The organism is Bacillus sp. N6 (genome assembly GCF_052805735.1).
The window spans coordinates 486,656-505,603 of the sequence record NZ_CM127843.1 but is presented as its reverse complement, the minus strand read 5'-3'; the positions used below and the strand labels follow the sequence as shown (position 1 = coordinate 505,603).

The 18,948-nt window shown below is 35.4% G+C and carries 21 protein-coding genes; 8 read left to right on the top strand and 13 right to left on the bottom strand.

The window, feature by feature from the left end:
• Nucleotides 1-168: 168 nt before the first annotated feature.
• Nucleotides 169-450: a gamma-type small acid-soluble spore protein gene (locus ACUXVC_RS02600; protein ID WP_000039034.1), complete on the bottom strand. Its 282-nt coding sequence runs from the start codon at nucleotides 448-450 to the stop codon at nucleotides 169-171.
• 125 nt (nucleotides 451-575) lie between these two features.
• Between ACUXVC_RS02600 and ACUXVC_RS02595 the strand changes: the two genes are divergently transcribed.
• Nucleotides 576-800: a hypothetical protein gene (locus ACUXVC_RS02595; protein WP_000275439.1), complete on the top strand. Its 225-nt coding sequence runs from the start codon at nucleotides 576-578 to the stop codon at nucleotides 798-800.
• Nucleotides 801-834: 34 nt separating this feature from the next.
• Here ACUXVC_RS02595 and mutY read toward each other — a convergent pair whose 3' ends face one another.
• On the bottom strand, nucleotides 835-1,932 hold the full coding sequence (gene mutY / locus ACUXVC_RS02590; protein ID WP_095691451.1) for an A/G-specific adenine glycosylase: 1,098 nt from the start codon (nucleotides 1,930-1,932) through the stop codon (nucleotides 835-837).
• A 149-nt stretch (nucleotides 1,933-2,081) separates the two neighbouring features.
• Between mutY and ACUXVC_RS02585 the strand changes: the two genes are divergently transcribed.
• Nucleotides 2,082-3,062: a metal-dependent hydrolase gene (locus ACUXVC_RS02585; RefSeq protein WP_000379115.1), complete on the top strand. Its 981-nt coding sequence runs from the start codon at nucleotides 2,082-2,084 to the stop codon at nucleotides 3,060-3,062.
• Between the two features lie 24 nt (nucleotides 3,063-3,086).
• Here ACUXVC_RS02585 and ACUXVC_RS02580 read toward each other — a convergent pair whose 3' ends face one another.
• Nucleotides 3,087-3,353, bottom strand: coding sequence for a YfhJ family protein (locus tag ACUXVC_RS02580; protein ID WP_000998159.1), 267 nt, complete (start codon nucleotides 3,351-3,353; stop codon nucleotides 3,087-3,089).
• 122 nt (nucleotides 3,354-3,475) lie between these two features.
• Between ACUXVC_RS02580 and ACUXVC_RS02575 the strand changes: the two genes are divergently transcribed.
• Nucleotides 3,476-3,634 (top strand): small, acid-soluble spore protein K, encoded by a 159-nt coding sequence (locus tag ACUXVC_RS02575; protein WP_000517891.1) that lies wholly within the window; start codon nucleotides 3,476-3,478, stop codon nucleotides 3,632-3,634.
• A 37-nt stretch (nucleotides 3,635-3,671) separates the two neighbouring features.
• Nucleotides 3,672-3,824 (top strand): YpzG family protein, encoded by a 153-nt coding sequence (locus ACUXVC_RS02570; protein ID WP_000122093.1) that lies wholly within the window; start codon nucleotides 3,672-3,674, stop codon nucleotides 3,822-3,824.
• Between the two features lie 64 nt (nucleotides 3,825-3,888).
• Here ACUXVC_RS02570 and ACUXVC_RS02565 read toward each other — a convergent pair whose 3' ends face one another.
• Together ACUXVC_RS02565 and recX are read right to left on the bottom strand one after the other, a co-directional pair.
• A complete protein-coding gene (locus ACUXVC_RS02565; RefSeq protein WP_001057023.1) occupies nucleotides 3,889-4,206 on the bottom strand; it encodes a YfhH family protein in 318 nt (105 codons plus the stop codon).
• A 10-nt stretch (nucleotides 4,207-4,216) separates the two neighbouring features.
• Nucleotides 4,217-5,029 carry a recombination regulator RecX gene (recX, locus tag ACUXVC_RS02560; protein WP_053565320.1) on the bottom strand — a complete coding sequence of 271 codons (813 nt, stop codon included), beginning with the start codon at nucleotides 5,027-5,029 and terminating at the stop codon, nucleotides 4,217-4,219.
• 81 nt (nucleotides 5,030-5,110) lie between these two features.
• Here recX and ACUXVC_RS02555 point away from each other — a divergent pair, with 81 nt between their 5' ends.
• From ACUXVC_RS02555 to ACUXVC_RS02540, 4 genes are all read left to right on the top strand, one after another.
• Nucleotides 5,111-6,016 (top strand): TIGR01777 family oxidoreductase, encoded by a 906-nt coding sequence (locus tag ACUXVC_RS02555; RefSeq protein ID WP_053565321.1) that lies wholly within the window; start codon nucleotides 5,111-5,113, stop codon nucleotides 6,014-6,016.
• 139 nt (nucleotides 6,017-6,155) lie between these two features.
• Nucleotides 6,156-7,286 carry an amidohydrolase gene (locus tag ACUXVC_RS02550; RefSeq protein WP_000698297.1) on the top strand — a complete coding sequence of 377 codons (1,131 nt, stop codon included), beginning with the start codon at nucleotides 6,156-6,158 and terminating at the stop codon, nucleotides 7,284-7,286.
• Nucleotides 7,287-7,527: 241 nt separating this feature from the next.
• Nucleotides 7,528-8,085, top strand: coding sequence for a GNAT family N-acetyltransferase (locus tag ACUXVC_RS02545; RefSeq protein WP_000914737.1), 558 nt, complete (start codon nucleotides 7,528-7,530; stop codon nucleotides 8,083-8,085).
• 109 nt (nucleotides 8,086-8,194) lie between these two features.
• Nucleotides 8,195-8,314, top strand: a complete 120-nt coding sequence (locus ACUXVC_RS02540; protein ID WP_000358482.1) for a YfhE family protein — start codon at nucleotides 8,195-8,197, stop codon at nucleotides 8,312-8,314.
• A gap of 374 nt (nucleotides 8,315-8,688) precedes the next feature.
• Here ACUXVC_RS02540 and ACUXVC_RS02535 read toward each other — a convergent pair whose 3' ends face one another.
• The 8 genes from ACUXVC_RS02535 to ACUXVC_RS02500 all read right to left on the bottom strand — a co-directional run bounded on the left by ACUXVC_RS02535 (nucleotide 8,689) and on the right by ACUXVC_RS02500 (nucleotide 18,943).
• Nucleotides 8,689-9,855 carry a diglucosyl diacylglycerol synthase gene (locus ACUXVC_RS02535; RefSeq protein WP_053565322.1) on the bottom strand — a complete coding sequence of 389 codons (1,167 nt, stop codon included), beginning with the start codon at nucleotides 9,853-9,855 and terminating at the stop codon, nucleotides 8,689-8,691.
• 413 nt (nucleotides 9,856-10,268) lie between these two features.
• Nucleotides 10,269-11,000, bottom strand: a complete 732-nt coding sequence (gene pflA / locus ACUXVC_RS02530; RefSeq protein WP_000238463.1) for a pyruvate formate-lyase-activating protein — start codon at nucleotides 10,998-11,000, stop codon at nucleotides 10,269-10,271.
• Nucleotides 11,001-11,070: 70 nt separating this feature from the next.
• Entirely contained in the window at nucleotides 11,071-13,320 is a 2,250-nt protein-coding gene (gene pflB, locus ACUXVC_RS02525) for a formate C-acetyltransferase (protein WP_000195468.1), read from the bottom strand.
• 152 nt (nucleotides 13,321-13,472) lie between these two features.
• A complete protein-coding gene (locus ACUXVC_RS02520) occupies nucleotides 13,473-13,694 on the bottom strand; it encodes a hypothetical protein (protein WP_002094217.1) in 222 nt (73 codons plus the stop codon).
• Nucleotides 13,663-15,207, bottom strand: coding sequence for a glycosyltransferase family 2 protein (locus ACUXVC_RS02515; RefSeq protein WP_144465710.1), 1,545 nt, complete (start codon nucleotides 15,205-15,207; stop codon nucleotides 13,663-13,665). The genes ACUXVC_RS02520 and ACUXVC_RS02515 overlap by 32 nt, the downstream gene beginning before the upstream one ends.
• A complete protein-coding gene (locus tag ACUXVC_RS02510; RefSeq protein WP_064532189.1) occupies nucleotides 15,200-16,165 on the bottom strand; it encodes an NAD-dependent epimerase/dehydratase family protein in 966 nt (321 codons plus the stop codon). The genes ACUXVC_RS02515 and ACUXVC_RS02510 overlap by 8 nt, the downstream gene beginning before the upstream one ends.
• Nucleotides 16,162-17,406: a nucleotide sugar dehydrogenase gene (locus ACUXVC_RS02505; protein ID WP_071730629.1), complete on the bottom strand. Its 1,245-nt coding sequence runs from the start codon at nucleotides 17,404-17,406 to the stop codon at nucleotides 16,162-16,164. Before ACUXVC_RS02505 ends, ACUXVC_RS02510 begins: the two co-directional genes overlap by 4 nt.
• Nucleotides 17,396-18,943, bottom strand: coding sequence for a glycosyltransferase family 2 protein (locus ACUXVC_RS02500; RefSeq protein ID WP_260859140.1), 1,548 nt, complete (start codon nucleotides 18,941-18,943; stop codon nucleotides 17,396-17,398). The genes ACUXVC_RS02505 and ACUXVC_RS02500 overlap by 11 nt, the downstream gene beginning before the upstream one ends.
• Nucleotides 18,944-18,948 lie beyond the last annotated feature (5 nt).

Sequence of the window (18,948 nt, the reverse complement as noted above, 5' to 3'; positions counted from 1 at the left end):
TCTTCATCAGTTATTATTCCTAATTACATATTTCTAATCTTTAACTTCCTTCTCCTTTGACAACATTTGTTGACTTATTAGAAGTTATGTCGTTCACTTTCTTTTCATTACAATGACCCGCACACAAAGAAAACACTTCTCTCGAATTGGAGAAGTGTTTTTCTTTCATTACTCGTTTGAACTAGAAGATTGTGATTGTTTTGCAGCTGACTTAGCATTTTGTTTTTTCACAGCATGCACGTCTGTTTCAGTTGCAAATTCTGTACCATAACTAGCGTTTGCACTTTGTGCACCAGAAGCTTGTGCTTTCTTTGCTTCTGATTGTGCGTTTGCTTGTTTTACTGCTTGTACATTTGTTTCAGTTGCAAACTCTGTACCATAACTAGCATTTGTACTTTGAATGCTAGCACCAGAAGTTGCCTTGTTATAACCTTGTTGTTTTTTACTCATCTTTCTCACCTCCACAATCAATAATGTAACCAATTCAACTAGAAGCTATCCGTAATTTTCTTTTAAAAAAATTCCGCATATATCTCTTGTTACTCATTCAAACTATAGAAAATGGAGGTGGAAATATGTATATAGGACGCGATATGACTGAACTAACGATGCTTTCAAAAAACGAATGGAAAGAAGATGAATTAGCTTATTTTCATCATTCATTACAACAGATTTTGCCCTATTTAAATGCGGAAGGGCAAAGTATTTATAAAGAAATTGTAATAGAGATCGAATCAAGGGGCGGCTTACAAGAAGGTGATGCCAGTTGGACTCATGGGACAAAAATTTCTTACGATTAAAAAAGTGTTCCCAATTTAGGGAACACTTTTTTGTTTATTGCATTGTAATTTTCTCAACACAACTCTCATAAATCGTACGATGCGATTTAGAGAAAGGTAACTGCTCAAATGCTTCTTTCGATACAAGTTTCAATGTATCTGTTTCAACAATATCACCGGTTACTTTTCCGTAAAATACAAATATATCCCAAGTACGATGAGTAAATGTATGTTGTACATTCATTGCGTACTCATCAATAGAAATCGAAAGCTCAAACTTTTCTTTCATATAATCTATAAGCTGTTCTTTCTGACTTCGAATCCCTTCGCCAAGTTCAATATTCGGAAACTCCCACATATTAGCTAATAATCCGCTACTTGGACGTTTATTAATAACGTAACGACCATCTTTAGTTTGAAGTACTCCTGCAACAAGCGGTACCATTGTAGGAGCTTTCGCTTTACTTTTTACTGGTAGTTCTTTTTGAACACCTTCAGCATATCCTCTGCAATGCTCACGTACAGGACAAAGTAAGCAAGATGGATTTTTTGGAATGCAAATCAATGCACCTAACTCCATCAAACCTTGATTAAAATAAGATGGATTTTCTTTCGAAATAATTTCACGCACAATCTCTTCAAAAACTTTTCGAGTCTTTGGTTTTGCAATATCATCCCATACTGATAAAATGCGAGATAATACACGCATAACATTTCCATCAACTGCCGGCTCTGGTATACCATATGCGATACTTAAAATAGCGCCTTTTGTATATGGTCCGACACCTTTTAACTTTTCAATTTTCTTTACATCACTCGGTACAACCCCGCCGTATACTTCTTTTACCTCTTTTACTGCCGCATGTAAATTACGTGCTCTAGAATAATATCCTAAACCTTCCCATGCTTTTAATACTTCTTCATCATCTGCGTTCGCTAACGCTTCAAGTGTAGGAAACTTCCCCATAAAATTTGCGTAATATGGTTTTACAGCTTCTACTCTTGTTTGCTGTAACATAATTTCCGAAACCCAAACGCGGTATGGATCTTTATTTTTTCTCCATGGTAAGTCGCGCTGTTCTTCTTCAAACCAACCAATTAAATCATTTTGAAACTGCTCTATATTAAAATTTTTTAGTATTTCAAGTGTCAAACTTGATCCCCCTCATTTTTTTGCATATAAGTACTATTATAAAGATTTTAGGAAAAAATTTAAGTAAGATGACATAGGAAATTGAAGGCAAAGGACTTGAGGTATCGAATAAAAAGAGTTACATTAATAAAAAACGGAGGTGGATTTCTATGGACACAGCCACTCACCTTGTTATGGGTATCACTTTAGGTAGCTTAGCAACATTAGATCCAGCCATAGCACAAAGTGATATTGGCCCACAAGCTGTTATGCTTGCTACAATTGCTGGTTCCAACATTCCTGACATTGACACAGTTTTAAAATTGCGTAATAACGCTAAATATATAAGAAATCATCGCGGAGTTACTCATTCCATTCCCGCGGTAATTCTTTGGTCATTCCTTATAAGTGGCATCTCTTTCGCCTTCTTTTCAGACGCTCCATATCTTCATCTACTACTTTGGTCATTTATTGCAGTCTTCCTTCACGTCTTTGTAGATATTTTCAACGCCTATGGTACACAAGCATTACGGCCTTTCACAAAAAAATGGGTCGCACTCGGCGTGATTAATACATTCGATACTGTAATTTTCTTTATCCATATACTTGCAATTGCTTGCATGCTCGTCGGTTCTCATAAAGGATACACTGCCTTAGCAGCATATATATTAATGATTGTTTACTATATCGGACGAATTATGATGCACAGAAATATAAGAAGCGTTGTACACAAACGTTTCAAAAATGTCGAAAAGATTATCATTTCTCCTTCTTACCGATTTTATCATTATCATTTAGCAGTCGTTACAGCTGATTATTACTACGTTGCGAGATGGCACCGTGGTAACATCATGATATATGACAAGTTCGATCGGGTACCGTTCCCAGACAATGATATTATGCGAGCAGCTAAACAAGATGAAAACATCTCGGCCTTCCTATCTTTCTCTCCTGTATATCGCTGGGATATTTTTGATCATGATCATTATTACGAAGTACGATTCATTGATTTACGGTATCGAAGTAAAGATTATTATCCATTTGTCGCGATTGTTCAGCTCGACCATAATTTAAATATTATTAGTTCCTATACAGGATGGATTTTTAGTGAAGAAAAACTTCGAAAAAAACTGGAATTACTTCCACATTAAAAAAAGCGACTCAAGTCGCTTTTTTTAATGTTTCAAATGATCTTCTTGATTAATTAAATGACTATACTTCGGATTGTTTGTACGCATTTCATGAAGGCGTACACCATGATTATTAATCCATGATCGTACCACTTGCTCAGTCATTTCCTCACCTTGATAACGCCCTGATTTTGCATAAGTTGTTTGAAAATCTTCCCAAAGTAATTCAACCCATGCACGAGCTTGTCCGTAAGAAAGCTTGTCATTCTTGTCTAATAATTCTTTCGTTAATGCTTCATAAATATCATTCATGTTCTAATCTCCTTTTACCTATTTATCCCTTCATTTCTAAAGGATAGTTTCTTCTGTTTTGCACATTCTATAAGTGATACTTCTTAAAGAGGTATCAACTGATGAGGAGGAGGGCGTTCGCAATGGGTAAACAAGCCGAATTTTGGTCTGAGTCAAAAAACAACAGCAAAATCGACGGTCAGCCGAAAGCGAAATCACGCTTCGCTTCGAAGCGACCTAACGGCACAATTAACACGCACCCACAAGAACGTATGCGTGCTGCAAATCAGCAGGAAGAGTAGTACAAATTAAATTAACTTCCTACACGAGGTGATAAAGATGAGCTACCGTGATCGCTTAGATAGTCGTTCTGAATTATTTAACCATACGTGGACTCGTCCAAAACATGCGAAAGCGCAAGTTAACGGACAGACGCAACAAACCCAGTCTCTCATTATATTGGCAAATGAATGTAAAAAACGCCAATTTTAGAATCTCCTATCTCCTTTAACGCCTACCAAAGATGAAAACCAGAGAGATATGTGCTCTCTGGTTTTTATTTTTCTTGCAATAAGGAAATTGGTATGCCAATCTCTTCATTATCATTTTGCTTATATCCCCAAGCAAATACCCCATTGAAATACGTAATTTTAAATAATACACCAGGTTCTTCTACTAATTCATATATTTCACCAATACGGAACTTGTTTATATCCGTCATATAAGCACGAGCCATTGCCATTTTTCTCATTAATACATCAAATTCATTGACAATCCCAAGCTGCTCAGCTTTTACTGCTTGCTCCTTCAAAGCGCCAATTTCTTCCCTTAGCTCATGCGGTGTCATTTCACTGTAGCGTTTTGGCATATTCATCTTATTCTCCTCATTCCTCTTCGCGTTTCATTTGCAAAAATATCTCAATTTCATCAATCGAGAATCCTTTTCTATATAACGCTTGTTTCATCTTGTTTTCAAATGTCCATCCATCATACTTCTTATATTTCTCATAATATTTATTCCCATGATAGTGTAACGCTTCTTGTTGCTTTTCGTCATCTCTTTCGTCTTTCAATTCTTCCAAACAAATTTGAATTACTTCTCTAGAATATCCTTTTCGAACAAGCATCTCATCTAACTTTAGCTTCATTTGTAAAAAAGAATGCTTTTGATAAGATTTTTTCTTCTTTTCTATGAGAAACAAGGCATTCTCAATTTGCTTTTCCTTCGGATATTCTTGTAAACTGTGCATAATAAGTAAATCTTGAACACCTTTATTTAACAACTCTCTTTTAATAACAGTTGGACCTTTTCGATTCACATTACTTTGCGTTCGCGTATATAAAACAGCGTACTCTTTATCATTAATATATCGGTCATGTAATAATTTCGAAACGACTTCAGAGATGATGGCCTGTCCCACTTCTTTTTTTCGTAAAAAATCTTCTATTTCTTGTTTTGTTCTCATTTGATAGGATAAATAGGAGATTGCTTGTAAATATGCTTTTTGTACCTCTTCATTGTACAAAATATTTCCTAACTCTATTTCATCAATTTCTAAGCCTTTTTGTAATCCATGTTTCATTAAGATTACTTGATCCACACTAAACCCGTACTCTTCACCTTGGCCTTTATCAATATAAATATTAAATCGTTCTTTCGATCGTTTTTGTACTTCTATTTTTGTAATGACAGCCATACTCTCACCTCTCTATTATTTTAACATAGTCGAGGAACATTTTTTCTTTTCAAGAATATATATAATGAGGAGGAAATACTTGTGAAAATCGCAATTTCTGGTGGTACAGGCTTTATCGGTAAATATCTTTCTACTTTTTTTGTTCAAAAAGGATATACTGTTTACATCCTCACACGAAAAAAAACTACTGAAACTTCCGACCCTAACCTTCAGTATGTTCAATGGACACCAGATTTACAAACCTTCCCCCTCTCTTCTATTGATGTAGTTATTAATCTAGCCGGAGAGTCTATTAATAGTAGATGGACAAAGAAACAAAAGAAAGCCATTTTAAACAGTAGAATTCAAACAACAAAAGGACTCATTAAACAATTGCAGGCACTCCATAAAAAACCACATACATTTATTAATGCAAGTGCTATTGGATACTACGGAACATCTGAAGTAGAGTCTTTTACTGAGCAACAAGAAACTCCCGGAAATGACTTTTTAGCAGAAACAGTATTTTTATGGGAACAAGAAGCAGCTAAAGCATGTTCTCTCGGAATAAGAACAATTTACACAAGATTTGGCGTTGTATTAGGTGCAGATGGCGGAGCCTTGCCAAAAATGTTACTTCCCTATCAATTCTATATCGGCGGCACCATTGGTTCTGGGAAACAATGGTTATCATGGATTCATATAGACGATGTCGTTCGTATGATGGATTTCATCATACACAAAAAAGAAATTGATGGTCCTCTTAATATGACAGCACCAACACCTATAAGAATGAAGGAATTTGGAAAGACCATCGCTGCTGCAACGAGAAAACCACATTGGCTGCCTGTCCCTTCATTTATGCTTCACGCCTTATTAGGTGAGATGAGCATACTTGTACTAGAAGGGCAACATGTATTACCTAGTAAAGCAATTAAACATGGATATCAATACACATTTCCGGCAATAGACCATGCATTACAAAATATACTTTCGCATACAATGTAGTACTTCTAAAACACAATTTTACATGGGCCCTTTTAAAACTTTCATTTTCTAGGATCCGAAGCATTACCATACAAATAACCTTTCAGTTACTTTCCCTCAACTTCCATTAGCATTATAAAGTAACAGAAATGAGGTACCTATGAAAATATTGCTCAAACAAGCCATTGTATACCCTATTACATCTCCAAAGTTTCAAGGCGATGTACTCGTTACAGGAGAGCGAATTACCGAGGTCAAACCTTTTATTCAACCTACTCAAGATATGACCGTTATAGATGCACGAGCACTCCATCTCTTACCTGGCTTTATTGATGTCCATACTCACCTTGGTCTCTATGATGAAGGTACTGGTTGGGCTGGAAATGATGCCAATGAAACATCTGAAGTTTCAACACCACATATTCGTTCTTTAGATGGAATCCATCCTCTCGATATCGCCTTTCAAGACGCTGTACAAAATGGAATTACAACCGTTCACGTTATGCCTGGCAGTCAAAATATTATCGGGGGTACTACTTGTGTAATAAAAACAGCTGGAACTTGTATTGATCATATGATTATTCAAGAACCTGCTGGTTTAAAGATTGCCTTTGGAGAAAACCCTAAAAAAGTCCATAGTAATGGAACAAAAGAATCCATAACACGTATGGGGATTATGGGGTTACTTCGGGAATCATTCTATGAAGCACAACACTACGGGCACGAAGCTGATTTTCGAATGCTTCCTATTTTAAAAGCATTACGTCGTGAAATACCCGTACGTATCCACGCTCACAGAGCAGATGATATTAGTTCTGCGCTACGCTTTGCAACGGAATTCAACCTCGATCTACGTATTGAACATTGTACAGAAGGACACTTTCTTGTTGAAGAGCTTTCGAAACACAATTTGAAGGTTTCAGTTGGTCCCACTCTGACACGCCGTTCTAAAATCGAACTAAAAAACAAGACATGGGATACTTACCATATATTATCCAAAAATGGTGTGGAAGTTTCTATAACAACCGATCATCCTTATACACCCATTCAGTATTTAAATATTTGTGCTGCTGTCGCAGTAAGAGAAGGGTTAGACGAGAAAACAGCACTAGAAGGAATCACCATATTCCCAGCGCGAAATTTGCGGTTAGAGGATAGAATTGGAAGCATCGAGGTTGGAAAAGACGCCGATCTCGTGTTATGGACTCATCATCCTTTCCATTATTTAGCCAAGCCTGTACTAACTATGATTGATGGAAAAATAATTTACAAAAAAAATAAAAAAAACTAGTTTATTTTTTTGACTAGATAAAGTATTATACGATTATAAACTGAATGAAACCATAATCAATTTGTGTCGTGATTATCATTTTCAAATTGATGAATGGGGAAGGCAAATGGTGCGCCACCAGCGTTAGAAACTGGTTCTAGTGGGTTCGATTCCCACCCCGAAATTTTTTAAAGATTGATATAAAAATTTCGAGGGTGGGGTGTTTTTTCGTCATGCTACCCTCGTGTGAGGAGGAGTTAGTATGTTGAAAAAACGCGACTTACACGACAGCCACGTTCTATACGAGTTAATGGTGGATCCAGCTGTCTTCCCTTTTGTGCGTCAAAAGGCTTATTCTTATGAAGAATATTTATTCTTAACGAAACAAACGATTGAAGCTGAAGAGCGTGGTGAATTAATTTCACGCACAATTTTAGATGAATGGGGTAACCCTATCGGAACAATTACTTTATTTGATGTGCAAGAAAAAGCTGGATTTCTCGGGACATGGCTTGGCAAACCATATCATGGAAAAGGCTATAATAAATTGGCAAAAGATTCATTTTTTAGTGAACTTTTCTATGAATTAGATATTGAAACAATTTTCATGCGTATTCGTAAAATAAATATTCGTTCTATTAAAGCTGCAGAAAAACTGCAATATGTGAATCTAGCAAATGAAACAAGAAAAGCCGTATATGATGAAATTAACGCAAACGAAGAAGTATATAACTTATATGAAATTCCAAAAGATCAATACACACTTGCTACAATGCGAGATACAACCTTCCAAGATGCTCATCAATTAAAAGAAGCATAATCTAAATTTTCTGAAATGATAATCAATCATTAACATTTTCCATATGCGTATATCCCCTCATGTCTTTGGAAACGATAAATAGTAACTTTAAGACACGAGGTGATTTGTAATGGATAAAAAGAAACGTGATAAAGCAAAAAACACATTATCTAGTACACAAGAAGTTCTCTATCAACGCGAATTTCAAAAAGCAGATCGTGCAGCAGGATATCGCTCGAAAAGCATTTAAAGTGAAAATGAATAATTAGAAGTTTCCCCCCTAATTATTCATTTTCATTACATAATTTTCTCGACTGATAGAAGTAAGAAAAAAGGCCCCTTATGCTTATGCATAAGGGGCCTTTTTTCTGTGGACAACTTTATCCACAAAACTGATGCAATTGTTAGTAATTTTCAAAAACATTTAATATCTTTCTATATTCAAGCATATATCGACTGTTTTAATTGTGGATATTTTTCTAAAAATTGTGGACAATGTGGATATAGTTGTTAATATTCCGACTTTACTGTTTAATGAAAGCGCAATCCTTTTGTGGATAAGTAGCTAAATTTTCTTTGAAAATAACAAAGAACCCTCTTTACATATACAAAGAGGGTTTCATATTAAGTAAAAGATTGTGCAAGAGCAGGTGATTTAATAGGTATATGACGCGGTTCTGCATGATTTTCTGCCAAAATTGCATCTACAATATGACCAGCTGGCTCTGGAAGATAGATGCTTTTCATTGCTTCTTTCATTTGAAGAAGCTTCACATCATCTTGTAATAATGCCTCTGTTTTTGCGAAAACCTCACTATCATCGCGAATGACAACTGCTGCTCCTTTTTTTTCAAAGTACATCGCATTTTCATTTTCTTGTCCTGGAACAGGCTTATATAAAATGACAGGTACTTGCAACGCTGCTGCTTCACTTAATGTTATTCCGCCTGGCTTCGTAATCATACAAGAAGTAACTCGGAATAATTCATCAATATTTTCAACATACCCAAACACTTTTAATGCATCGGAATTTTGCTTCTGTAAACTTAATAAATCATGTTTTAAAGCTTCATTTTTTCCACAAACGACAACTACTTGTAAATTAGGCACTGACATAAATGATTGGCATAGTTCTTTTACATTTCCTAATACCCCATGAGCACCTGCTACAATTAGTAAAATCTTTTTATTCTTACATAACTGATATTTATTATATATGATGTCTGAATTTACCTTTAACTCAAAACTACTCCGAATTGGAATTCCTGTTTCAACAATTTGTTCCGCAGGTACACCGATATCAACCATCAATTCTTTCACGTAATCCGTTGCAACAAAATAACGATCTACTTCTCGATGAATCCATATTTTGTGCACGCAAAAATCCGTTAATACGTTATAGACAGGAATTGAAATCCCCGTTTGTTTTTTCAATTCTGGTACAGCAATAATTGGAAATGTATTAATTACAATATCTGGTTTCTCCACCTGTAACAGTGTTTTCAAACGTTTTCTTCCAAAGTTCGCATACCAAGATGCTATTTTCTTATCATAAATTTTTTCTACCCCGTAATAAAACAAACGATATAATTCTTTTCCTATTGTATAACTTTTTAAATATAGATATTTTGTAATGTCAGTTATAAATGGATGTGATTCTCCAAACAAGTCGCATACAATAACATCTTCAATTCCTTTTTGGCGAAATGTTTGTTCTAATGTTTTTGCTACTTGCACATGACCATTACCGTAATGTGCAGTTAATATTAAAACCTTGGGGTTTTTTATCAAACAAATCCACTCCTAGCTTTTTGTTTCTCCATATTGCATATACGACAATAGGAAAAACATTTTCCTTAAAAATTACATAAACAGATTCTAATAATTCCCTTTTCAGCTATGTACCTGTCGTGGATATGCAAAGCATATAAGATTGACCCCTTAATCCTATCTGTGCTCATATCTTTACATTATACTTTCCTATAAGAGCTTTCGCAATAACTTACAAATCTTCTCTATTCCATGATACTCACTCTTTTACTTCTTAATTCTTTTTACTATTTTGATTTCCCTTTACAATTATGTAAATTTATCCACTTAGTCCGTACAAAATTATGGATATTCTACTTTCAGTATACTCTTTTATCAATATATACTCTAGATTTTATTGTAAAGAAAGCAAAAAGCCTAATCCAATATTTGGATTAGACCGCTTGTAAAATATGTTTAGCATGTTCTACATTTTTCTCAGTAGGTGGTTCTACATTTGCGAGTGGATACTTGTGTCCAAGCGCCTCCCATTTATATACACCAAGCTTATGATATGGTAACACTTCAACTTTTTGAACATTAGACAGACTTTGAATAAAGCTAGATAGTTTTTGTAGATCCTCTTCATTATCCGTAACACCAGGAACTAATACGTGTCGTACCCAAATCGCTTTATTCTTATCCGATAAATAACGAGCAAATTGTAAAATATGTTCATTTGGTTTCCCTGTTAATTTACGATGCTTTTTGGAATCGATATGTTTCAAATCCAATAAAACTAAATCTGTATAATCCATTAAAATATCTAGCTTATTTTGGAATTCTGGTTCCTCAGAATAACACCCACCAGAAGAGTCGATTGTTGTATGGATACCAGCCTCTTTACACTTTTTAAACAACTCAATTAAAAAGTCTAGCTGTAATAATGGCTCTCCACCGCTAACTGTTATACCGCCTCCGGAGGCTTCAATAAATGGAAGGTAACATGTCACATCCTGCATCACTTCTTCAACTGTTATTTCTTTACCTTTACCGATTTCCCACGTATCAGCATTATGACAATATTGACAACGTAATAAACACCCTTGTGTAAATATGACATAACGAATCCCTGGGCCATCAACAGTACCACAAGACTCTACAGAATGTATTCTTCCTTTTACCATGTTACTTCCTCCTTTATTGAAACAGCCTCCCTTCGCTATGTATTAAAAGCGAAGGGACACTTTTTTTCATTTACATGCTTTCATGCATTGTACGGTTAATTACATCAATTTGTTGTTCACGAGTTAATTTAATAAAGTTTACAGCGTAACCAGATACGCGAATTGTTAATTGTGGATATTTCTCAGGATGTTCCATTGCATCCATTAATGTTTCACGATTAAATACGTTAATATTTAAGTGATGGCCTTCTTTTACTGCATAGCCATCAAGCATAGATACTAAGTTACGTACTTGTACATCATCTTCTTTACCAAGTGCTTTTGGAATAATAGAGAATGTATTAGAAATACCATCTTGTGCATCTTCATATGGTAATTTAGCTACAGATAATAATGAAGCTAATGCACCTTTTGTATCACGTCCATGCATTGGATTTGCACCTGGTGCAAATGGTTCTCCAGTACGGCGTCCATCTGGAGTGTTACCAGTTTTCTTACCGTATACAACGTTAGATGTAATAGTTAAAATTGACATTGTATGAACGGAATTACGATATGTTTTATGTTTACGCAGTTTATTCATAAATGTTTTCACGAGATTTACAGCGATCTCATCTACACGATCATCATTGTTACCGTATTTTGGGAAGTCTCCTTCAATCTCGAAGTCAACTGCAATACCATTTTCATCACGGATTGGTTTTACTTGTGCGTATTTAATTGCACTTAATGAGTCTGCTACTACAGATAGACCCGCGATACCTGTTGCCATTGTACGAAGAACATTTGTATCATGAAGTGCCATTTCAATACGTTCATAGCTATATTTATCATGCATGTAATGGATAACATTTAATGTGTTTAAATATAGACCCGCTAACCATTCCATTGTCATATCAAACTTATGCATAACTTCTTCGTAATTTAGTACTTCAGAAGTAATTGGTGCGTACTCAGGACCAACTTGTGCTTTTGATTTTTCATCTTTACCACCGTTAATCGCATATAATAATGCTTTCGCTAAGTTTGCACGAGCTCCGAAGAACTGCATTTGCTTACCGATTCTCATTGCAGATACACAACAAGCAATTCCGTAATCATCGCCGTAATCAGCACGCATAATGTCATCATTTTCATATTGAATTGCTGATGTTTTGATGGACATTTTCGCACAGTAGTTTTTAAAGTTCTCTGGTAATTGTTTAGACCAAAGAACTGTTAAATTCGGTTCTGGAGCTGGTCCTAAATTATCTAATGTATGCAAGAAACGGAATGAGTTCTTTGTTACTAATGGACGACCATCTAATGCCATACCACCGATAGATTCAGTTACCCAAGTTGGGTCACCAGAGAATAATTCATTATAATCAGGTGTTCTTGCGAATTTCACAAGACGTAATTTCATAATGAAGTGATCTACAATTTCTTGTACTTCTTCTTCTGTTAAAGTACCATTTGCTAAATCTCTTTCAATGTAAATATCTAAGAATGTAGAAGTACGTCCAAGACTCATTGCAGCTCCGTTTTGCTCTTTAATCGCTGCAAGATATGCGAAGTATAACCACTGGAATGCTTCTTGTGCATTTGTTGCTGGTTTAGAAATATCGAAACCATGAGAAGCAGCCATTTGTTTTAGTTCTTGAAGTGCACGCATTTGCTCAGATAACTCTTCGCGTAAACGCATTGTATCTTCGCTCATTACACCACCAGTTAAATTCAAATCAGCTTTTTTCGCTTCAATTAAATGATCAATACCATATAATGCTACGCGTCGATAGTCACCGATAATGCGTCCACGACCGTATGCATCTGGAAGACCAGTAATAACACCTGATTTACGTGCATTTCTCATTTCTGGTGTATAAGCATCAAATACACCTTGGTTATGAGTCTTTCTCCAATCTCTAAAAATACGACTAAGTTCTTTGTCCATTTCGTATCCATAAGATTCACAAGCTTGTTCTGCCATACGAATACCACCATATGGTTGTAAAGAACGTTTAAATGGTTTATCAGTTTGGAAACCAACTACTTTTTCAATATCTTTATTTAAGTATCCTGGGTCATGTGATGTAATAGAAGAAACAATTTTTGTATCCATATCAAGAACGCCACCGTTTTCACGTTCTTTTGTTGTTAAATCCATTACTTGATCCCAAAGTTGTTTCGTTGCTTCAGTTGCTTCTGCTAAGAAAGATTCGTCTCCTTCGAAAACGTTTACATTATTTAAAATGAAATCGCGAACATCAATCTCTGCTTTCCATTTTTCACCTTTAAAGTTTTCCCATGCGTTTTTAACATTTTCTAATACTTGAGTCATCCTAATCTCCTCCATTTTTGATTAGTACAGGACTAAGATTTTTTATATAACAGCTTACACACTTAGAATACTACTTTTTTACGAAAGTGAACGAAATAGTTGTGACATGTTTGTGAAATGTTGAGCAAACTACTATATATATAGTGTTAACTTCATTTAAAAGTCTTTAAAATTAACCCTTTCCTTAATTGTATTTTTTTGGTATCCTTATATACGAGTCCTATTTTGTAATATAAGAACAATACCCATTGTAGAGCTGTAATACTCTTATCTCCTAATCTGTTATAGTTTTTATAACAGAACAAAAAAGTGTACACATGTTGTACACTTTTTTTGTTACTTCTATAAAACATCTCTTTTTCTATTGCCATCATAGAATCCGCCACGATTGTCTGTTGATGCAATTATTTGCTCTAGTCCTTCTATATGATCACCTATAATTCGAAGTACAGCTGGAGGATGACCTATTTTTGCAAAATGTTCACTGGGACGAATACGGTTCATCTTATCAACCTCAACACGACATACACATGCAATTTCAAATCCAGAAAGAAGAGCCTTCACCTGTGCTACACAAGGTGACAATAAAGATTTATATCCAATTGCTTTCAAACACTTGTGGCTAAATGCATTAGGTACCGCAATAAGTGAGCCTACCCCTAAATCCTTTCTATTACAAGCTAAATTTAGTGCATACTTAAATGCAGTTACAAGATGAAGTGGTACTCTTAAATCTAAATAATGATTTAAATCATTTAATGCGACGTCCTTTCCATCTGCAATAGCTTTTGCAAAAGGATATAGTTCACTAGCTGGAATAACAAAATCACCATCTATAAATAACACAATTTCTCCTTTTGCAAAATAAGTTCCAAGTGAACGCCCTACATCGTTTCCAAGGGCTTCTTTATATACAATGGTTGTTGCGCCTTTGTATTTTGCAATCGTTGCTGTTTTATCTGACGAACCATTTACGACAACGATGATTTCAAAAGGTTCAATTTTACGAAGCTCTTCTATAACCTTTCCAATTGTTTTCTCTTCATTTTGTACAGGAATAACAACCGATAGTTGCTTTTCTCTATACAAATTGGATGTAACGCCCCATCCTTGATAAAAATCTTCGAAATTTAAAGTATGATAGACGCTATCCCTTTTCCTATTTCCATCATAATATCCCCCGCGTATATCACTGCTTACTATTCGTTCTGCAACTGCTTCTATATGATCACCTATCATTCGTCTTTCAGATTGAGAAAGGTTTGTGCCATATGCAGCATGTTCAATCGGTCGAAATTTATTCGGCGTAATAACATCAATAGCACAATGACGGTTAATTCTCCATTTACTTTGTGCTATACGTAAATGAGCTACAATAGGATTAACTAAACATTCATATCCAATACTTTGGACGACTTCTTTCGTCAACGCATGAGGTACAGATAATAAAGAATCTATCTTTAATTCTTCACGCTCTAACATTGCATTTAATATTTGACGCCACACTGTAACGGAATGGGGTTTTTGTTTCTTTAAAAACAATGCGTCCAAATTATTTAAAACGATATCAGTCTGATCATGTAAAATTGGATTAAGAAACAATTGTAATTTGGAAGTTGGAATAGCAAAGTCCCCATCTATAAATAGTAATACATCACCTATCGCATGTTTTGCGCCAACTGCACGCCCAACATCGTTTCCTAATAGTTCTGTATACCTGATTACTTTACAACCTAGCTGATCAGCAACCTCTTCTGTACCATCATTACAACCATTTGCTATGACAATAATCTCTACTGGATTTAACGGCTTTACCGATTGAATAACGCCTGAAATCGTATCTACTTCATTACTTGCAGGAATAATAACTGATAGCGACTTAGCCATTGTTTTCTTCACGAAACCATTTAATAGTTTCTTTCAATCCTTGTTCCCACGTTACTGTCGCTTGAAATTGAACAAGTTCTCTTAACTTTGTTACGTTCGGCCTTCTATTCGGAATTTCTTCAAAGCCATGTGGATATACTTCCTCAAAAGGAACTTGTACAATTTTCGAAGAAGATTTCGTTAGTTTTTTTATTGTTTCTGCTACTTCTTTTATACTCTGTTCGTTCTCAGAACCTATATTAATAATCTCACCATTTACCTTCTCATCCATTGCCCGAATTGTTGCTTCTACCGCATCACTCACATACGTAAAGCAACGTGTCTGCTTTCCATCTCCATATACGAGAATGTCTTCTCCTTGCAAAGCTGCACGGATAAATCGCGGGATTACTCCTGCATATGGACCATCTTTCGCTCTTGGACCATAAATATTAAAATAACGAACAATCGTTACAGGTAAACCTTCTAATGCGTATCCTAAACATAATGTTTCTTCTAACGTTTTACAAACTGCATAACTCCAACGAATTTTAGAAGTTGCCCCGTACAATCGATCTCCTTCTTCAGAGAAAGGCGGTTTGCCTTTACCATATACTTCTGAAGTAGATGCAAAAACTACTTTCTTCTTTCCTTTTAATGCTGCTTGTAAAATGTTTCTCGTTCCGTCAAAATTCGTTTCAATGAGCTCTATACTTTTTTCCATTGTCGTTTTAACACCTAAAATTGCTGCTAAATGAAACACTACATCATGTTGATTTACTAATTCATAAATAGAGTTTTTATCTAAAACACTTATTGGAATAACCCGAATCTCTCTCATTAGCTCATTATGATACTTATTTTTCCCTTTATAGAAGTTATCCACAATCGTGACTTCATAACCCCTTCTCACCAACTCTTCAGCTAAATGAGATCCAATAAATCCGGCCCCACCTGTAATTAAACATTTCTTACTCATACACTCACCTTCTTTACGATTCCCCGTGTATCTATTACTCGGTTCATTCCTTTAAAAAGCTTCCAATCGATATTAGAGTGGTCAGTTAAAATTAAAATACAACCTGCCTCTTTAACTGTTTGTTCATCTAAAGCAACAGATTGATACACCTTATCTCCAATTTCCGCGGAAGAAATATATGAATCATGGTATTTTATCTCGTATCCTTCTTTTATTAGTAATTGAATAATTGGCAAAGCCGGTGATTCTCTCAAATCATTTACATCTTTCTTATATGCGATTCCTACAATTAAAACTAGTCCGGGTGATTGCACCATGCCCTTTACTTTCCGGACTATTTTCTCTGGCATTTCTTCATTAATTACATGTGCCGCCTCAATTAATTGACTAATTGCCCCATTCTTTTTTATTCTCCATTGAAAATATAAGGGGTCTACGGGAATACAGTGCCCCCCTATCCCTGGTCCTGGCCAATACGGAGTAAATCCAAAAGGTTTTGTAGATGCCGCTTCAATGGCCTCATAAAAATCAATCCCTAAACTTTCACATAATGTGTTTAACTCATTTACTAAAGAGATGTTAACTAAGCGCTGAATATTTTCAAATAACTTACACATCTCTGCTACTTTCGGCGAACTAACAGGTACAACTACGTCAAAAATGGTACTATATAAATCCTGTACTTTTTGTTTACACTTTTCTGTTTGTCCACTAATAACTTTTGGAATAGATTGAACTGAATATTGACTATTTGCTGGATCAATTCTCTCAGGGGAATATCCGATATAGAAATCTTCTCCTACCTTTTGGCCAGCTTGAGAAATAATAGGAATAATAACTTCCTCAAGTGTGCCTGGATATGTGGAACTTTCAAAAATGAAGGTTTGTCCTTTTTGGAGATTTTGTTGTATATAATGCGAAGCTGAAATGAGAGCACTTAAATCTGGTTCTCTTCGTTCATTAATTGGAGTTGGAACAGTAACAATAACATAATCACTACTTTGGAAATCAGTAATACCTTTATCTGGTGTATTTACTATTAATTTATTTTTAGTCAATAAACTTTGCAACACTTTAGAAGAAACATCTGGAATATAACTTTCTCCTTTTATAATCGATTCTATTTTTCTAGTATCTTTATCTAATCCAAGTACGGTATGTCCTCTTTCTGCAAAATGGACTGCTAAAGGAAGACCAACATACCCTAATCCAATAATAGCTACTTTACTACTAGCATTCATCTGTATTCTTTTCTTCCTTTCTCAATTGTTGAATAGTGTCTCTATCGCGATCTCCATCTGTAAAACTCCCACGTTCGTCTGTATATTGTAATAGATAAGCAATCGCCTCAAGTTGATCACCGAAAATACGGTCAAATGCCGGAATACGTCCATTTACAAATCCATGTTGCTCCGGGCGTACCCGATTGGTTTTTATAACATCTACAAATTCTACTGCTGTAATAGAAAAAACCTCCAAAATAGCTTTCATTTGAGCTAATGGCGGAATAACAAGCGAGTCATATCCTATTTTCTCTATTACCCTTTTATGCATAGCATGTGGTACTGCCGTTAATGAGTTATTCCATAAATCCGGTCTTTTCGCTACTAAATTCACAAAATATTTCCCCATACTAATTGGATCTGCAGGATGAAACATATCTAATAAGCATTGTAAATCATTTAAAACCACGTCACCTCCATCTTCAACAGCTTGCAAAAATGGAGTGAGTTTTTTTGCTGGAATAACAAAATCACCATCAACGAATAAACAAATATCGGCTGTGGCATGCATAGCTCCTATCGCTCGAGCTACATTATGTCCGAGTGCTTCCTCGAATTCAATAACGATAACATTCTCTAACTTTGCCTGTTTAACAGTCTCAAAATCTGCTCCATTCGCGACAACAATAATTTCATCTATCCCTGCTTTTTTCACTTCTTGTATAACAGATCTTATCGTCATTTTTTCTTCTGACACTGGTATAATCGCACTATATTTCGCTTTTTCCTTCTTTAATACAACTGGTTTATAGTTCCCTATAAACTCCCTATCCCTGTTTCCCTCCGAAAAACCGCCGCGTTTACCATATGTTTCGATTACAAATTGCAAAGCACGTAAATGATCACCCATAATACGGCTAGTCGCTTTCGGATAAGGAGAACCAGGTGATGTTCCTGTATGCACAGGACGAACCTTATTTGTGTGAATTACATCGACCGAAGCCATATCAACAATATCTACTCCTCTAGACATCGCTATCGCTTGAAATAGTGCTGGATCTGCTAAATTCCACCACCCAAGTTTCTCGATAACTTCCCTGCTCATCGCATGTGGAATTGCAATTAAAGATCCAACAACAAGCTCCTTTTTATTCAAATAACGATTCAACATGAACTTTCCAACTGTCGTATAATGTGGTCTCATCTTTAAATAAACCGACCATGTTAAATTATTCACAACAATTTGATGCCCTTGTCGAATTCCTTTCACGAAACGTTGTAACTCTTTACTATCAATAACAATATCACCATCTAAAAACAAAACAATTTCACCTTTTGCTTCTCTAGCTCCAATAGCCCGTCCAACATCATTGCCAAGAGAATGTTTATAATAAATCACGTGACAATGATGTTGTAACGCTATGTCTTTCGTTCCATCTGTCGAGCCATTATCTACTACAATAATTTCGTAAGGCTTGAGCTTCTCCACTTCTACTAAAACTTGTGATAAAGTACTCGCTTCATTGTGCGCTGGAATAACAACTGATACTCTCATACTTG

Bases quoted from the DNA above. Each gene is read 5' to 3' on its own strand.
- ACUXVC_RS02545 (WP_000914737.1), top strand. From the start codon at position 7,528: ATGTTGAAAAAACGCGACTTACACGACAGCCACGTTCTATACGAGTTA.
- ACUXVC_RS02565 (WP_001057023.1), bottom strand. From the start codon at position 4,206: ATGAATATGCCAAAACGCTACAGTGAAATGACACCGCATGAGCTAAGG.
- ACUXVC_RS02505 (WP_071730629.1), bottom strand. From the start codon at position 17,406: ATGAATGCTAGTAGTAAAGTAGCTATTATTGGATTAGGGTATGTTGGT.
- ACUXVC_RS02575 (WP_000517891.1), top strand. From the start codon at position 3,476: ATGGGTAAACAAGCCGAATTTTGGTCTGAGTCAAAAAACAACAGCAAA.
- ACUXVC_RS02515 (WP_144465710.1), bottom strand. From the start codon at position 15,207: ATGGCTAAGTCGCTATCAGTTATTATTCCTGCAAGTAATGAAGTAGAT.
- ACUXVC_RS02595 (WP_000275439.1), top strand. From the start codon at position 576: ATGTATATAGGACGCGATATGACTGAACTAACGATGCTTTCAAAAAAC.
- ACUXVC_RS02520 (WP_002094217.1), bottom strand. From the start codon at position 13,694: ATGATGGCAATAGAAAAAGAGATGTTTTATAGAAGTAACAAAAAAAGT.
- ACUXVC_RS02510 (WP_064532189.1), bottom strand. From the start codon at position 16,165: ATGAGTAAGAAATGTTTAATTACAGGTGGGGCCGGATTTATTGGATCT.
- ACUXVC_RS02540 (WP_000358482.1), top strand. From the start codon at position 8,195: ATGGATAAAAAGAAACGTGATAAAGCAAAAAACACATTATCTAGTACA.
- recX (WP_053565320.1), bottom strand. From the start codon at position 5,029: ATGGCTGTCATTACAAAAATAGAAGTACAAAAACGATCGAAAGAACGA.
- ACUXVC_RS02580 (WP_000998159.1), bottom strand. From the start codon at position 3,353: ATGAATGATATTTATGAAGCATTAACGAAAGAATTATTAGACAAGAAT.
- ACUXVC_RS02500 (WP_260859140.1), bottom strand. From the start codon at position 18,943: ATGAGAGTATCAGTTGTTATTCCAGCGCACAATGAAGCGAGTACTTTA.
- pflA (WP_000238463.1), bottom strand. From the start codon at position 11,000: ATGGTAAAAGGAAGAATACATTCTGTAGAGTCTTGTGGTACTGTTGAT.
- ACUXVC_RS02570 (WP_000122093.1), top strand. From the start codon at position 3,672: ATGAGCTACCGTGATCGCTTAGATAGTCGTTCTGAATTATTTAACCAT.
- pflB (WP_000195468.1), bottom strand. From the start codon at position 13,320: ATGACTCAAGTATTAGAAAATGTTAAAAACGCATGGGAAAACTTTAAA.
- ACUXVC_RS02600 (WP_000039034.1), bottom strand. From the start codon at position 450: ATGAGTAAAAAACAACAAGGTTATAACAAGGCAACTTCTGGTGCTAGC.
- ACUXVC_RS02585 (WP_000379115.1), top strand. From the start codon at position 2,082: ATGGACACAGCCACTCACCTTGTTATGGGTATCACTTTAGGTAGCTTA.
- ACUXVC_RS02550 (WP_000698297.1), top strand. From the start codon at position 6,156: ATGAAAATATTGCTCAAACAAGCCATTGTATACCCTATTACATCTCCA.